This is a genomic window from Streptomyces sp. NRRL S-337 (assembly GCF_000720175.1).
GTDB lineage: Bacteria > Actinomycetota > Actinomycetes > Streptomycetales > Streptomycetaceae > Streptomyces > Streptomyces siderophoricus.
In genome coordinates this window covers 67244-81864 of the sequence record NZ_JOIX01000029.1, presented here as the reverse complement: position 1 = coordinate 81864, position 14621 = coordinate 67244, and the positions used below count along the sequence as shown (strand labels likewise).

Here is a 14621-nt window from a genome sequence, read left to right as displayed (position 1 = left end):
CGAAGGACAGCGAGCCCTTCCACATCGTGCCGATCCAGTTGAAGAACTTCACACCGGTCGGAACGGCGATGAGGAACGTCATGAAGGAGAAGAACGGCAGCAGCACGCCGCCGGTGACGTACATGTGGTGCGCCCACACCGTGACCGAAAGGCCGGCGATCGAAATCGTCGCCGCGATCAGACCGATGTAACCGAACATCGGCTTCCGGGAGAACACCGGAATGACCTCGGAAATGATGCCGAAGAACGGCAGCGCGATGGAACAGCGCGGCGGCCAGGACCGGGAAGGCCAGCAGGACCAGCACACCGGTCAGCAGCACGTTCCAGGTGAAGATCGGCATCCGGAACATCGTCATGCCAGGCGCACGCATGCAGATGATCGTGGTGATGAAGTTGACCGAACCGAGGATGGTGCCGAAGCCGGAGAAGGCCAGACCCATGATCCACATGTCGGCGCCGACGCCCGGCGAGCGGACCGCGTCCGACAGCGGGGAGTAGGCGAACCAGCCGAAGTCGGCGGCACCCTGCGGGGTGAGGAAGCCGGCCACCGCGATGAGCGAGCCGAAGAGGTAGAGCCAGTACGCGAACATGTTCAGCCGCGGGAACGCCACGTCGGGCGCGCCGATCTGCAGCGGCATGATCCAGTTCGCGAATCCGGCGAACAGCGGCGTCGCGAACATCAGCAGCATGATCGTGCCGTGCATCGTGAACGCCTGGTTGAACTGCTCGTTCGACATGATCTGCGTACCCGGGCGGGCCAGTTCGGCGCGCATGAGGAGCGCCATCAGGCCGCCGACGCAGAAGAACGCGAACGACGTGACCAGGTACATCGTGCCGATGGTCTTGTGGTCAGTGGTCGTCAGCCACTTCACGGCAGCGATACCGGGTTGCTTCTTGCGGACGGGCGGTGCAGCCGGAGCCGTATCGGCGGCGGCACCCTGAGGTTCGTTGAGGATGCTCACTGGTTCTTCGTCTCCGCATTCCTGGCGTGATCCGTCTGCTTGATGCCCGACGGCAGGTATCCGGTCTGGCCCTTCTTCGCCAGGTCCTTCAGGTGCGCCCGGTACCGCTCAGGGGACACGACCTTGACGTTGAAGAGCATCCGGGAGTGGTCGACGCCGCAGAGCTCGGCGCACTTGCCCATGAAGGTGCCCTCCTTGTTGGGGGTCACCTCGAAGACGTTGGTGTGGCCCGGGATGACGTCCTGCTTCATCAGGAACGGCACCACCCAGAAGGAGTGGATGACGTCACGAGAGGTCAGCACGAACTGGACCGTCTCGCCCTTCGGCAGCCACAGGGTCGGACCCGGGTTGCCGGTCTGCGGGTTGCGCTCGCCGGGGGTGCCGGTGTCGTAGACACCGTCAGCACCGGCCGGCGCGGTCTTCTTCCACTTGTCCGGGATCGCGGAGAGCGCGCTGGAGTTGATGTTCGTGGTCGACTTGTTGCCGTCCACGTTCTCCAGGTAGTTGAACGCCCAGCTCCACTGGAAGCCCACCACGTTGACGACGTGGTCCGGCTTCTTGGAAGTCTTCAGGAGCGCGCTCTCATCACGCGCGGTGAAGTAGAACAGCACCGCGATGATGATGAAGGGGACGATCGTGTACAACGCCTCGATCGGCATGTTGTACCGGGTCTGCGCGGGGACCTCCACCTTGGTCCTGCTGCGGCGGTGGAAGATCACGCTCCAAATGATCAGGCCCCACACCAGCACGCCCGTTGCGAGGGCGGCGGCCCAGGAGCCCTGCCAAAGAGAGAGGATCCGCGGCGCCTCGTCGGTGACGGGCGTTGGCATGCCGAGGCGGGGGAAGTCCTTGTATGTGCAACCTGTAGCGGTCGCCAGGACCAGGCCCGCAGCAAGCACCTGCGGCAGCTTCCGCCGCATCGGGCGCCGCGACGAGCGGTCGGAGCCGTTGGGACTCACGTAGCGCCTTCCCGAGAGTCTCGCCCGCGCGGTCGGCTGCGGCCTTACTCGCTGGTCGGTCGCCGCCCTGCGTCGGGCAGGGGTTTGGATGTTTATGCGGACCAAACCCTACTGGACGCTATTTGGGGTCGCGCGGGGAGGGTGCCCAACGCGCCGCGAGCCACCCCTAAGGGGTGGCCGGGCCCGCCGCGGGCCGCCTCCGGCACACCCGATTACCCGCTCCCACCAGGCATCTGACGGCGCGCCCGGCCTCGGCCCGGGGGCGGGTGGAACGGACCACTCCGGTGGGCCCACCACCGACCGCCGCCCGGGGGACTAACGTCGGGTACGTGCCCTACTTCGACGCCGCGTCCGCCGCTCCCCTCCATCCCGTCGCCCGTGAGGCGCTGCTCGCCTCGCTCGACGAGGGCTGGGCTGACCCGGCGCGGCTCTACCGCGAGGGCCGGCGCGGCCGGCTGCTGCTGGACGCCGCGCGGGAAGCCGCGGCCGAGGCCGTCGGCTGCCGCCCGGACGAACTGGTTTTCACCCCTTCGGGTACCCAGGCGGTGCACGCCGGGGTGGCCGGTGCGCTGGCCGGCCGGCGCCGGGCCGGCCGCCGGCTGCTGCACTCCGCCGTCGAGCACTCCTCCGTCCTGCACGCCGCCGAGGCCCATGCCGCGGCCGGCGGCACCGTCGCGGAGCTGGCCGTGGACCGTACGGGACGGGTGGCCGCCGGGGACGTCGCGGCCGCACTCACCCCGGACACCGCACTGGTCGCCGTCCAGTCCGCCAACCACGAGGTGGGCACCGAGCAGCCGGTCGAGGAGGTGGCCGAGCTGTGCCAGGAGGCCGGGGTGCCACTGCTGGTGGACGCCGCGCAGTCGCTGGCGTGGGGGCCGGTGCCCGGCGCCTGGTCGCTGCTGACGGCCAGCGCCCACAAGTGGGGCGGCCCGCCCGGCGTCGGGCTCCTCGCGGTCCGCAAGGGCACCCGGTTCGCGCCGCAGGGGCCGCGGGACGAGCGGGAGGCCGGCCGGAGCGCCGGCTTCGAGAACATCCCGGCGGTGGTCGCGGCCGCGGCCGCGCTGCGCGCGCTGCGGTCCGGGCCGGCGGCCGACACCGAGGCGGCCCGGCTGCGGGAGCTGGTGGACCGGATCCGCACCCGGGTGCCGGAGCTGGTCCCGGACGTGGAGGTGGTCGGCGATCCGGTGCACCGCCTCCCCCACCTCGTCACCTTCTCCTGTCTCTATGTCGACGGGGAGACCCTGCTGCACGAGCTCGACCGGGCCGGCTTTTCCGTCTCGTCCGGATCGTCCTGTACGTCCAGCACCCTGACGCCGAGCCATGTACTGCGCGCGATGGGGGTGCTGTCCGAGGGCAACGTCCGCATCTCGCTGCCGTACGGCACGGCCGAGGCGGACGTGGAGCGGTTCCTGGAGGTGCTGCCGGGGGTCGTGCGGTCGGTGCGGGAGCGGCTGGGGGTGCGGGGGGCGGAGCCGGGCGCCGGAGCGGCGGACACCGCAGGGGCCGCGCCGCAGGGGCCTTCACCGGCCGTCGCGGCGGAGCCCGCCGGGGCTGCCGCGGAAAAGGCCGCGGGGGAAGCGGTGCCCGCCGGCCTGGTCGTCGATTCGCTCGGGCGGCGCTGTCCCATCCCGGTCATCGAGCTGGCGAAGGCCATCGGGCAGGTGCCGGTCGGCGGGACGGTGACGGTGCTCTCCGACGACGAGGCCGCCCGGCAGGACATCCCCGCCTGGTGCGGGATGCGCGACCAGGAGTACGTGGGAGAGCGGGCGGCCGAACGCGGCGCCGCGTACATGGTGCGGCGCCGCGTCTGACGTGCGGAAACGGGCCGGCGCGGGAACCGCCCGGCCCGGTCGGGTCAGGCGGCGAGGTGCTGCTGGACCTCGGCGGCGGCCTCGTGGCCGTACGCCTTGGTGAAGCGGTCCATGAAGTGGCTGCGGTGCAGCTCGTACTCCTGGGTGCCGACGGTCTCGATGACCAGGGTGGCGAGCATGCAGCCGATCTGGGCGGCGCGCTCCAGGCTGACGCCCCAGGCCAGGCCGGACAGGAAGCCGGCGCGGAAGGCGTCGCCGACGCCGGTGGGGTCGGCCTTGGTCTTCTCCTCGGGGACGCCGACCTCGATGGCGGGCTCGCCGACCCGCTCGATGCGGACGCCGTTGGAGCCGAGGGTGGTGATCCGGGTGCCGACCTTCGCCAGGATCTCGTCGGCGGTCCAGCCGGTCTTGGACTCGATCAGGCCCTTCTCGTACTCGTTGGAGAAGAGGTAGGCCGCGCCCTCCATGAGGTTGCGGATGCCCTCGCCGTCCATCCGGGCGATCTGCTGGGAGAAGTCCGCGGCGAACGGGATTCCGCGGCTGCGGCACTCCTCGGTGTGCCGGATCATCGCCTCCGGGTCGTCCGCGCCGATCAGGACCAGGTCCAGGCCGCCGACCCGCTCGGCGACGTGCTGCAGCTCGATCAGCCGGGCCTCGCTCATCGCGCCGGTGTAGAAGGAGCCGATCTGGTTGTGGTCGGCGTCGGTGGTGCACACGAAGCGGGCGGTGTGCAGGACCTCGGAGATGCGCACGGAGCGGGTGTCCACGCCGTGGCGGTCGAGCCAGGCGCGGTACTCCTCGAAGTCGGTGCCCGCGGCGCCGACCAGGACCGGACGGATGCCGAGCTGGCCCATGCCGAAGCAGATGTTGGGGGCGACGCCGCCCCGGCGGACATCGAGCTGGTCGACCAGGAAGGAGAGGGAGACCGTGTGCAGCTGGTCGGCCACGAGCTGGTCGGCGAAGCGGCCGGGGAAGGTCATCAGGTGGTCGGTGGCGATGGAGCCGGTGACTGCGATACGCACGACGGGTCTGCTCCTGTGGGACGGCGTGAGGGGCGGCGGACGGGGAAAACGGTACCGGTCGGGAGGGTGCCCCGCCGGTCAACCGGGACAGCTGGCAGCCGGTGGCCGCGCAAACCCTCCCATAGTAGATCCGCCCGGCCGGGCCGCCGGCCGCGGGCGCCGGGGAACCGGATCCGGCCCGGGTCCGTCCCATCGGCGTCCCCCTCAGAGGCGGGCAGGCAGGCCAGAAGTTCAGCGGAGCTGAAGGAGCGATGCGGTGAACGCCGAGGACACCCCTGACACCACCGATCCCAAGAAGCGCACGCGCCGCACCCGGCTCGTGGTCGCCTCGATGGCCGCCGCGGTGCTGGTGGCCGGGGGCGGCGCGGCGTACTGGGCCTCGTCCGCGTCCGACGGCGCCGGCTCCGGGCCGGGCTCCGGGCACGGCAATCCGCCGCCGCTGGCGCTCGACGGCTATTCGGGCGGCTCGATAGCGGCCGGGGAGCCCAACCCGCAGGGGGCGAAGTACAAGGCCGTGGCGAAACTGCCGGGCGGTCCGGGGTCCGCCCCGGTGTACCGCCCGAAGGGCGAGGTCGCCCGGGAGACGGTGGAACGGCTGGCGAAGGCGCTGGATGTGGCCGGAAAGGTCAGGTCGGAGGGCAGCACCTGGAAGGTCGGTGAGGTCACCCCGGACGCCCGCGGGCCGATCCTCCAGGTGACCAAGAGCGGCTCGGGTTCCTGGACGTTCTCCAAGTACGGCACGCCGGGCGGTACGAACTGCGCGCTGCCCGCCTCTCCCAAGGGCAGGACCGGCCAGGAGCGGCCGGGCGGCGGGCCGTCGAGCCGGCCCGGCTGTCCCTCGTACCGCGGTGGCGGGGACATCGCGACGCGGGACGACGGCAGCGGCGCGGGCGCGGTGTCGCCGGAGAAGGCGAAGCGGGCGGTGCGGCCGGTGCTGACGGCGCTCGGCCAGCAGGACGCCGCGGTCGACGCGAGCGGGCTGTCCGGCGCGGTGCGGATCGTCACCGCGAACCCGGTGCTCGGCGGGCTGCCGACGTACGGCTGGCAGAGTGATCTGCAGGTCGGCTCGGACGGTCAAGTGGTCGGCGGCAGCGGGCAGTTGGCGAAGCCGGTCAAGGGCGCGGTCTATCCCGTGCTGAATGCCGACAAGACGCTCGCGCGGCTGAACTCGGGCGACGGCCGCAAGCCCGCCCCCTGCCCCTCCACGCCCGGCCGCAAGGGCGGCTCGGACGGCAAGGGCGACCAGATCGCGCCCTGCGAGCCGGCGCCGACCAAGGGCCAGCAGCCGGCCGAGGTGACCGGCGCGGTCTTCGGGCTCGCGGTGCAGTACGTGGACGGCGGCCAGGCGCTGGTGCCGTCGTGGCTGTTCAAGGTCCGCCAGCCGGGCACCGGCAACGGCCCGGACGCCACCACGACGACGGTGACGCATCCGGCCGTGGACCCGAAGTACCTGGCCCACAAGGAGCCCACCCCCAAGCCGCCGTCCGGGAAGCCGGGCGTGATGGCACTGGAGTCGTACGACGTCGGGGACGGCGGCCGGAAGCTGACCGTGCACTTCTGGGGCGGGGTGTGCAGCGTCTACTCGGTGAGCGTCGAGGAGTCGGCCACGGCCGTGAAGACCAAGGTCACCGCCCGGGACAAGAAGCCGGGGCAGATCTGCGTGAAGATCGCCCGGGAGTTCACCAAGACCGTGGAGCTGCAGAAGCCGCTGGACGGCCGGAAGGTGATCGACGTGTCGACCGGTGAGGCCGTGCCGAAGCGATGACGCCGCGCCGGAAGCGGTGACGGCACGGCGAAGGCGGCGCCCCCGAGGGGACGCCGCCTTCGTATGTGTCCCGTGCTCCTCGCGGGAGCGGACTCCTCAGCTGAAGGAGTCGCCGCAGGCGCAGGAGCCCGTGGCGTTCGGGTTGTCGATCGTGAAGCCCTGCTTCTCGATGGTGTCGACGAAGTCGATGGAGGCACCGCCGAGGTAGGGGGCGCTCATCCGGTCCGTGACGACCTTGACGCCGTCGAAGTCCTTCACGACGTCGCCGTCGAGCGACCGCTCGTCGAAGAAGAGCTGGTAGCGCAGACCGGAGCAGCCACCGGGCTGAACGGCCACCCGCAGCGCGAGGTCGTCCCGGCCCTCCTGCTCCAGCAGGCTCTTGACCTTCGACGCGGCCGCGTCGGACAGGATGATGCCGTCGCTGACGGTGGTCTTCTCGTCCTGCACGCTCATCTACATCTCTCCCGGGTTGTACGGACCGCTTGTCATCGGATGCCACAAGCTGCAACCGGCGACGCCCCGGAATTCATTCCGGCTGGGCGTTGTCTCTTTTCATGCTCGCACACCGGCCGCCGGGAACTGGTGGCCTACCGCACACGGCGGGGTGCTGATGCGTCACATCGACACTATGGCCATCGTCAAAGTGACGTGAAGCAGCTATGATAGATAGCGTCAAATAGACGAAAAGGCATGCACCCGTAGAAAGGCGCGTGCCTCAGAGTTGTCTGCAGAGAAGAGAGGGTGCGTGTCGTGACCACCGCCCAGCCCCTGGACGTCCAGCCGACCCCGCTCGCGCTGCTCCTCCTCGGCCGCGAGGCCGACCCGAAGAGCGAGCGCGGCGTGGAGTGCCCCGGTGATCTGCCGGCCCCCTCGGACCCCGACCTCGTCGAGCGCGCCCGCGCGGCAAAGGCGAAGCTCGGGGACAAGGTCTTCGTCCTCGGGCACCACTATCAGCGCGACGAGGTCATCGAGTTCGCCGATGTGACCGGCGACTCCTTCAAGCTCGCGCGGGACGCCGCCGCCCGGCCGGACGCCGAGTACATCGTCTTCTGCGGTGTGCACTTCATGGCCGAGTCGGCCGACATCCTCACCGGTGACGACCAGCAGGTCATCCTCCCCGACCTGGCCGCGGGCTGCTCGATGGCCGACATGGCGACCGCCGAGCAGGTCGCCGAGTGCTGGGACGTGCTCACCGAGGCCGGCATCGCCGAGCAGGTCGTGCCGGTCTCGTACATGAACTCCTCCGCCGACATCAAGGCCTTCACCGGCAAGCACGGCGGCACGATCTGCACCTCCTCCAACGCCAAGCGGGCGCTGGACTGGGCCTTCGAGCAGGGTGAAAAGGTGCTGTTCCTGCCCGACCAGCACCTGGGCCGGAACACCGCCGTCCGGGACATGGGCATGTCCCTGGACGACTGCGTGGTCTACAACCCGCACAAGCCGAACGGCGGCCTGACCGTCGAGCAGCTGCGGGACGCGAAGATGATCCTGTGGCGCGGCCACTGCTCGGTGCACGGCCGGTTCTCGCTGGACTCGGTCAACGACGTGCGCGAGCGCATCCCCGGCGTGAACGTGCTGGTCCACCCCGAGTGCAAGCACGAGGTCGTGGCGGCGGCGGACTACGTCGGCTCGACGGAGTACATCATCAAGGCGCTGGAGGCCGCCCCGCGCGGCTCGAAGTGGGCCATCGGTACGGAGCTGAACCTGGTCCGCCGCCTGGCGAACCGTTTCGCCTCCGAGGACAAGGAGATCGTCTTCCTCGACAAGACGGTCTGCTTCTGCTCGACGATGAACCGCATCGACCTCCCCCACCTGGTGTGGGCCCTGGAGTCGCTGGCGGCCGGCAAGGTCGTCAACCGCATCCAGGTCGACAAGGAGACCGAGAGCTTCGCGAAGCTGGCGCTGGAGCGGATGCTGGCGCTTCCGTAGGGGCGGTGGCGGCGAAGGCCGGCGCCCCTGGGGCGCGCCGGCCCTCTCCGCCCCTCTCCGGCTATTCCAGGGTCCAGCGGACCTTGTCCGTGTCCTTGATCGCGGTGGCGCAGGGGCTGGTCGTGATCTTGGTGTCGTTCACGTACGCGTTCCACTTCTTCCCGTCGGCGGCGTCCCCGTGGATGTTGTCGACGACGAAGTCCTTGGTGGCGGCGTCCCAGTGCGCCTCCAGGCCGAAGTGGTACTCGTCCTCGGCGTCGACCAGTGCGGTGAACGGCGTGGGGGCGTCGCCGGCCGCCGCACAGGGGTGGCCGTAGACGGTCCGCCCGGTCGTCCAGATGATGCCGAGGCTGGCGGTGAAGAGCCCGCCGGTGATCGCCACCCGTACGCCGGCGAGGGGTCCGGCCGCCGGGCGGGTCGCGGCGGCGGGCGCGGCGACGGCGGGCGGGGCGGTGGCGGGCCCCAGCGCGAAGGTGAGCGCACAGGCGAGCCCGGCAGCGGGCACGAGGGCGGCCTTGCCGGTCGGTGCGGAGAGCACGGGCTACCTGCCTTTCGCTTCTGACGTCGCTTTGTCGTCTTTTCATACCAGTACTCACGGCTACATTCCCATCACCCCCCGCATTCGGCGAGCCGGTCGCCCCGGCTCACGGCGATCCGGACGACGTCCCGCAGCGCGAGCCGCAGCACCCTGGATTCCGCGGTGGGCTCGTCGAGCAGCAGCTCGGCCGCGGCGAGCATCTGCTCCTCGATGTCGTCGGCCAGCATCGACATCCGGCTCTCCGGGCCGTCCGTGTGCAGGTAGCAGGGCTGACCGTCCGGCCCCGTCCACGGCAACAGCCGCCACGGCGAACCATCGAACATATGACCTACTTTCGCTGGGTTGGTCGGCTGATTACGGTGTGTATCGACATGGTTGCCGAGTGAGGCGAGCTCTCAACAGGGGCCTTGCGTCTACCTGTTGAGCGTGGGACGAGTGAGAGACGAGACGCCATGAAGTTCACGCCGAAGGAACTGACCCCGTACCTGTCCGCCCGGCACTACTTCGGGGCGGAGCAGCGCCGCCACCGCGAGCTGGCGAGACTGTCGCTGGTGCAGCTGGCGGACATCGTGAACTTCAGCAAGAGCACGTTGGGGCGGGTGGAGGTCGCCGAATTGCTGCCTCCACCGGAGCTGCCGGCCGCGCTGGACGCGGCGTTCGGCACGGACAAGCACTTCCACGGGCTGTATCAGCTGGCCAAACGGGAGACGCCCCCGGACTATTACCGCCGCTTGATGGACTATGAGGCGCAGGCAGAGGTGATCGAAGCCTTCGCGACGCATATCGTGCCCGGGCTGCTGCAGACGGAGGGATACGCCCGCGCTCTGCTGAGCCAGCGGCCCGAAGTAACGCCGGAGCAGGTCGAGGAACGCGTGCGAGTTCGCCTCGGACGCCAAGAGCGACTGCGTTCCGCGACACCTCCGCGCTACTGGGCGATCCTCGACGAGGCGATCCTCCACCGCCCCCTTGGCGGACCCAGGGTCATGCACGAGCAGCTCAAGGCGCTTCTGCCACTGGTCGATACGCCGACCACCAAGATCCAAGTGCTTGCGTTCTCGCACGGTGGATACCTGCTGATGGATGGCCCGACGCTGCTTCTCAGGCTTCCGGGCGGAAAGATGGTGGCGTACGACGAATACCGGGGTCGCGGCCACATCATGGAGGACCCGGCAGAGGTGAACGAGCGCTGGGGAAGCTACGACGAACTGCGCGCGTACGCTCTTTCGCCAAGGGACTCTGCAGACCTGATCCGGCAGGCGATGAAGGGATACGAGCGATGCGAACCAGCCCCGAACTGAGCAAGGCCACCTGGCGCAAGAGCAGCTACAGCAACAATGACGGGGCCGACTGCGTCGAGGTAGCCGACAACATCCCCGGTCTTGTCCCCGTCCGGGACAGCAAGAACCCCGGCGGCCCCGCGATATGCATCGGCGAGGCCGCGTGGGCCGCGTTCGTCGGGATGGTGAAGGACGGGCCGTCCCTGGGCGGTTAGTGGGACGGGACGGGTGAGAGGTCGATCGGCTGGCCGGGCTCCAGGCCGGCCAGCCGTACGTTCTCCTCGACCGTGGGGCCGACGGTGTCGAACTGGGACTGATCGAGTTCGAAGGTGGGGCTGGCGTACAGGCCCCGGGCGGCCAGTTCCGGGTCGGGGTGCGGGTTGCGGTACAGCTGCTCGGAGCGGTCGCGGAGTTCCAGCATGGTGGGGATCGCGAGGGCCATCGCGCGCGGGGTGCCGTTGAACGCCGTGTGGAGGTAGCGCAGCAGCGCCGCGTAGCGGGTGTTGAAGGCGACCGCCTGCTCGTAGACCGCGCTGGTCGTGGCGTACCTCTGGTAGTCGGCGATCTTGGAGTCGCCGTGGATCGGGTACGCGTCGTCCCAGGTGACGTCGATCAGGGGGCCGCTGGGCGGGTCGGCGGGGGTGTCGTGGGGGCCGTAACTGCGGCCGGTGTAGATCTCGTTGAAGCGGAAGTAGTGGGCCAGCTGGCGCTGTTCGCCGAAGATCAGGTCGTCACTGTCCCAGATCGTGCCGTCGGTGCCCTCGCCCTGGTCGCTGATCACCCGGATGGCCAACCGGGCCGACTTCAGGTCGTGGACGGTGAAGACCTCGCCGCCGGAGTTGTAGAAGTCGTCCGGGCCGACCTGGCGGGTGGCGGGGCCGGTGAAGACCGCGGCCTCGCCGTGTTCCTTGACGAGGTTTTCCAGGCCCTGGCGGATGGAGTCGTAGAACTGGCCGATCGACGTCCAGCCGTCGCCCGGCTTGGGCCTGGGGGCCAGCTTGCGGGGCGTTTCGATGGTGAGGAACGTGCGGAGGGCCGCGGGTGAGAAGTGCTGGAGGCCGATGAGGGGTAGTTGGTCGCTGCTGAAGGGGAGCTTGGCGGGGTACTTGGCGACGAACCGGGAGTGGCCGACGTCCGGGGTGCCGCCGACCGCGTTGAGGAGGTTCGCGGCGAGCGCCATGTGGAGCATTTCCTCCAACAGGACGCTGCGGATGGCGAAGTAGGCGGGGCGGTTGGTGCCGGAGAGGATCGAGTACATGCCGGTCATGTAGACCGGGATGGTGAGGTGTTCCACCTCCAGGGCCGCCTGGAGGTACGCGCGCAGGGTCTTCAGGTCCTTGGGGATGCCGAATCCCTGGGCGTCCAGGGCGAGGGCGGTGATCACGCGGTCACCTTCTCCTTCTCCGGGGTCTTTGGCCGTTCCGTGCTCGTCCCCTCCGGGGGCCGGACGTTCACCGGGCGGCGGGCGGCCGCGAGGTCGCGGTGGATCTGGGCGGCGCTGCGCAGGGCCAGCGCCAGCATCGTGAGCGTGGGGTTGCTGGTGCCGATCGACGGCATGCTGCCGCAGCCGATGACGTAGAGGTTGGGGTGGTCGTGGGTGCGCTGGTCGGCGTTGACCACGGACGTCTTGGGGTCGGTGCCCATGATGTGGGTGCCGGCTCCGTGGCCGGCGCCGCTGTAGGCGAGGTCCAGGGTCCGCTCGCCGACCGTGTGGACGAAGTGGCCGAGGGGCGGGACGCCGTCGTGCGGGGCGTGGTCGGTGTAGTCGGTGGCGCCGAGCCGCGCGAAGATCTGCTGGGCGACGAGGCGGGCGGCGAACAGGCCGGTGCGCACGTGGTCGTCGAGGTTGTAGGTGAGGATCGGCCGGGGGTTGCCCATCGCGTCGCGGTGGCGGGCGGGGTCGATGGTGACGCGGTTGCCGGGGTCGGCGGACTGCTCGACGGCGATCTGCAGTTGCAGCTGGCGGCCGATGGAGCTGCCGAGCAGCCGGCGCAGTTCGGGGCCGAAGACGCCGTCGGGCCGGACGTTGCCGTCCTTGTCGCCGCCGATGCCGAGCGCGGTGGCGACGTTGCTCATGGGGGCGCCGGTGGCCCAGCCCCATCCCCAGTTGCCGATCTCGATGCGGAACGGGGCGCGGGCGCGGCGCCCGGGGCCGCCGCGGAAGACCTCCCAGCCGGAGGTGTGGCCGGGGCCGCGGAACGGCCCGACCGGCCCGCCGGCCTCGGGGGCGAGCGCCCAGTTGAGGATCGTGGGGTGGTCCATCAGGTTGCGGCCGACCTGCCCGCTGGCGTTGGCGAGGCCGGAGAAGAGCAGCAGCCGGGCGTTCTCGATGGCGTGCGCGGCGAGCACCACCACGTCCGCCTCGGCCACGTAGGAGCGGCTGACCGGGGAGGCGGGGTCGGTGTACGTGCGGTATTCGACGCCCGTCACGGTGCCGGCCGAGGTGGCCCGTACCCGGGTGACCACGCACCGGGTGGCCAGGGTGACGGACGGCGGCCAGGCGGCCTGGAGGCGCAGCGGATGGGATTTGGCCTGGACCGGACAGATGGGGACGCAGCTGGCGTTGCCCACGCAGCGCTCGCCGTAGTTGGGCAGGCCGACGGCGCCCTCGATGCGGTACGGGGCCCGGTAGGCGGGGTTCGGGGTGGAGTTACGGGCCTGGGGCAGTCCGAACGTCCGCAGGGTGTACGGGAGTTGGGCCACGGTGTCGTCGATCACCGTGTCCCGGAGACGGTGGTCGCAGTACTGGTCGATATAGCTCTGCGGGATGTGGTGCATCGGGTACTCGTAGGCGGGGTCGGTGATCACACCGAGTTCCTTCTGCTCCTGGGCGTGGCCGGCGACGCCCAGTTCCCGCTCGGCCTCGGCGTACCAGGGCTGGAGGTCCTCGGCGGTGAGCGGCCAGTCCAGGCCGTAGGAGTAGGTGCTGCGGGTGGCGAAGTCGTCGGGGAGCATCCGAGGGACGGCGCCGAGCCAGTGCATGGCGGCGCCGCCCAGCTCCCGCAAGTAGTCGGTGCCGTACGGGAGTTGGCCGTTCTGGACGAAATAGCCGTGGGCGGTGAACTCGGGCTCGCCGGCTTGCGGGTTGCGCACCGGGGCGAGGTCGAGGACGTCCGGGGAGGGGGCGGCCTTGTTGGGGCGGTAGGCGGAGTTGGGGACCTTGGCCACGGCCGAGTAGAAGGTGGCCAGCGAGTCCAGGTAGCCGGGCCAGGTCTCGGTGCCGCCGTTGCCGGCCTCCAGGACGAGGACCTGCCAGCCCTGCGCGCCCAGGCGCTTGGCGAGGGCGGAGCCGGCCCAGCCGCCGCCGACGATGATCGCGTCGTAGCGGCGGCGGGCGGCGCCCTCCGCGGAGACGGTCTCGGTCATGACATGCCCTCCTCGGGGGTGACGGGGACCTCGGGCGTGACTGTGCCCTCGGGGGTGACTGCGGCTTCAGGGGTCGCGGGGGCTTCAGGGGTCGCGGGGGCGGCCGCGGTGGGGACGGCGGACGGTGGGACGTCGCGGCTGACGCGCTGGCCGGGGAGCAGGTGGGCGGGGATGTCCTCCGGAGGGACCTCGGCGGCCAGGCCGGTGCGGTAGGGGACGTCCGCGAGTCCGAGGTCCGCGCGGAGGCGGGCGGTGTCGGGCAGCTCGGGGGGTTTGACGGCCCAGGTGCCGAAGCCCGGTGGTTTGGCGCCTGCCGGGTGGCCGTGGAAGGTACGCCAGACCAGGCCCTCCACGTAGGCGCTCGGCGCGGGGACGAACTCGGTGTTGGCACTCTCGCGCCGCAGGTCGGCGTGCGCGGCCGGGGCGAGACGGGGCCAGGCACCGGTGTACCAGAGGTAGATCAGGGCCCGGGCCACCTCGCGGTGGGTGGGGGTGAGCACCTCGGGGCCGTGCCCTTCCTCGACGGCGCGTTTCCAGGCGGCCCAGAACGCGGCGAAGCGGCCCTCGCCGACCTGACGGCGGGCGGTGTCGAGGTAGAGGCGGGCCGTACCGGTGGCGTGCAGGTCGAACGCGGCGAAGCCGGTGAGCGGGACGCAGTGGGTGACGAAGTCGGTGAGTTCGTCGGGGAGTTGGGCGGCGGGCTGGACGGGGAGGTGGCCTGCGGGCCCGTCGGGTGAATCGCGGGGCTCGTCGTCGGGGAGTTCGTTCGGCTCGTCGTCGGCGGGCGATGCGGGGACGGTCATCGTTCTCCTCCCGGAGCGGCATATGCGGCATATACCGGTGGCCATGCTTCTCAACTCCGGCCCACACATGCGGACATGCCCGCATAAACCACTGAAAGGCGTATGACGGAAGGTCAGTTGGCGAACGCGGAGCCACCGGCGCGCGGCATGAGGAGCCACCGGCGTGCGGGCGGGGGCGCGCTGCGCGAC

Annotated in this window: 13 protein-coding genes and 1 pseudogene; 5 read left to right on the top strand and 9 right to left on the bottom strand. The window is 70.5% G+C overall.

Going from position 1 to position 14621, the window contains the following annotated elements; translation table 11 throughout:
- Positions 1 to 962: pseudogene (locus tag IG62_RS42090) on the bottom strand (cbb3-type cytochrome c oxidase subunit I); the annotation flags it as partial.
- Positions 959 to 1921 (bottom strand): cytochrome c oxidase subunit II, encoded by a 963-nt coding sequence (coxB, locus tag IG62_RS0121285; RefSeq protein WP_030415449.1) that lies wholly within the window; start codon positions 1919 to 1921, stop codon positions 959 to 961. The pseudogene IG62_RS42090 and the gene coxB, both read right to left, overlap by 4 nt.
- 329 nt (positions 1922 to 2250) lie before the next feature.
- Here coxB and IG62_RS0121280 point away from each other — a divergent pair, with 329 nt between their 5' ends.
- The gene (locus IG62_RS0121280) at positions 2251 to 3732 is read left to right on the top strand and encodes a cysteine desulfurase/sulfurtransferase TusA family protein (protein WP_030805416.1); all 1482 of its coding nucleotides are present in this window, start codon (positions 2251 to 2253) and stop codon (positions 3730 to 3732) included.
- Between the two features lie 44 nt (positions 3733 to 3776).
- Here IG62_RS0121280 and IG62_RS0121275 read toward each other — a convergent pair whose 3' ends face one another.
- A complete protein-coding gene (locus IG62_RS0121275) occupies positions 3777 to 4754 on the bottom strand; it encodes a carbohydrate kinase family protein (protein WP_030805413.1) in 978 nt (325 codons plus the stop codon).
- A 256-nt stretch (positions 4755 to 5010) separates the two neighbouring features.
- Here IG62_RS0121275 and IG62_RS0121270 point away from each other — a divergent pair, with 256 nt between their 5' ends.
- Positions 5011 to 6519 (top strand): hypothetical protein, encoded by a 1509-nt coding sequence (locus IG62_RS0121270; protein WP_030805410.1) that lies wholly within the window; start codon positions 5011 to 5013, stop codon positions 6517 to 6519.
- 96 nt (positions 6520 to 6615) lie between these two features.
- Here IG62_RS0121270 and erpA read toward each other — a convergent pair whose 3' ends face one another.
- Positions 6616 to 6972, bottom strand: a complete 357-nt coding sequence (erpA, locus tag IG62_RS0121265; protein ID WP_030070025.1) for an iron-sulfur cluster insertion protein ErpA — start codon at positions 6970 to 6972, stop codon at positions 6616 to 6618.
- 288 nt (positions 6973 to 7260) lie between these two features.
- Here erpA and nadA point away from each other — a divergent pair, with 288 nt between their 5' ends.
- Entirely contained in the window at positions 7261 to 8448 is a 1188-nt protein-coding gene (nadA, locus tag IG62_RS0121260) for a quinolinate synthase NadA (RefSeq protein WP_030415445.1), read from the top strand.
- Between the two features lie 61 nt (positions 8449 to 8509).
- On the opposite strand, the gene IG62_RS0121255 is transcribed toward nadA, so the two are convergent.
- Both IG62_RS0121255 and IG62_RS0121250 read right to left on the bottom strand, forming a co-directional pair.
- Positions 8510 to 8986, bottom strand: a complete 477-nt coding sequence (locus tag IG62_RS0121255; RefSeq protein ID WP_030805399.1) for a hypothetical protein — start codon at positions 8984 to 8986, stop codon at positions 8510 to 8512.
- A 71-nt stretch (positions 8987 to 9057) separates the two neighbouring features.
- Positions 9058 to 9309 carry a hypothetical protein gene (locus IG62_RS0121250; protein ID WP_030805394.1) on the bottom strand — a complete coding sequence of 84 codons (252 nt, stop codon included), beginning with the start codon at positions 9307 to 9309 and terminating at the stop codon, positions 9058 to 9060.
- 129 nt (positions 9310 to 9438) lie between these two features.
- Between IG62_RS0121250 and IG62_RS0121245 the strand changes: the two genes are divergently transcribed.
- Together IG62_RS0121245 and IG62_RS0121240 are read left to right on the top strand one after the other, a co-directional pair.
- The gene (locus tag IG62_RS0121245; protein ID WP_030805391.1) at positions 9439 to 10284 is read left to right on the top strand and encodes a helix-turn-helix domain-containing protein; all 846 of its coding nucleotides are present in this window, start codon (positions 9439 to 9441) and stop codon (positions 10282 to 10284) included.
- On the top strand, positions 10263 to 10478 hold the full coding sequence (locus IG62_RS0121240) for a DUF397 domain-containing protein (RefSeq protein ID WP_030805388.1): 216 nt from the start codon (positions 10263 to 10265) through the stop codon (positions 10476 to 10478). Before IG62_RS0121245 ends, IG62_RS0121240 begins: the two co-directional genes overlap by 22 nt.
- On the opposite strand, the gene IG62_RS0121235 is transcribed toward IG62_RS0121240, so the two are convergent.
- Genes IG62_RS0121235 through IG62_RS43310 form a run of 3 tightly spaced genes read right to left on the bottom strand, consistent with a single transcriptional unit; the run spans position 10475 to position 14432 of the window.
- Positions 10475 to 11647, bottom strand: coding sequence for a ferritin-like domain-containing protein (locus IG62_RS0121235; RefSeq protein WP_030805386.1), 1173 nt, complete (start codon positions 11645 to 11647; stop codon positions 10475 to 10477). The genes IG62_RS0121240 and IG62_RS0121235 overlap by 4 nt on opposite strands.
- The gene (locus tag IG62_RS0121230; protein WP_051798380.1) at positions 11644 to 13629 is read right to left on the bottom strand and encodes a GMC family oxidoreductase; all 1986 of its coding nucleotides are present in this window, start codon (positions 13627 to 13629) and stop codon (positions 11644 to 11646) included. Before IG62_RS0121230 ends, IG62_RS0121235 begins: the two co-directional genes overlap by 4 nt.
- Entirely contained in the window at positions 13626 to 14432 is an 807-nt protein-coding gene (locus IG62_RS43310) for a hypothetical protein (RefSeq protein ID WP_063755381.1), read from the bottom strand. The genes IG62_RS0121230 and IG62_RS43310 overlap by 4 nt, the downstream gene beginning before the upstream one ends.
- Between the last annotated feature and the right edge of the window lie 189 nt (positions 14433 to 14621).

Bases quoted from the DNA above. Each gene is read 5' to 3' on its own strand.
- IG62_RS0121250 (WP_030805394.1), bottom strand. From the start codon at position 9,309: ATGTTCGATGGTTCGCCGTGGCGGCTGTTGCCGTGGACGGGGCCGGAC.
- erpA (WP_030070025.1), bottom strand. From the start codon at position 6,972: ATGAGCGTGCAGGACGAGAAGACCACCGTCAGCGACGGCATCATCCTG.
- IG62_RS0121230 (WP_051798380.1), bottom strand. From the start codon at position 13,629: ATGACCGAGACCGTCTCCGCGGAGGGCGCCGCCCGCCGCCGCTACGAC.
- IG62_RS0121240 (WP_030805388.1), top strand. From the start codon at position 10,263: ATGCGAACCAGCCCCGAACTGAGCAAGGCCACCTGGCGCAAGAGCAGC.
- IG62_RS0121245 (WP_030805391.1), top strand. From the start codon at position 9,439: ATGAAGTTCACGCCGAAGGAACTGACCCCGTACCTGTCCGCCCGGCAC.
- IG62_RS43310 (WP_063755381.1), bottom strand. From the start codon at position 14,432: ATGACCGTCCCCGCATCGCCCGCCGACGACGAGCCGAACGAACTCCCC.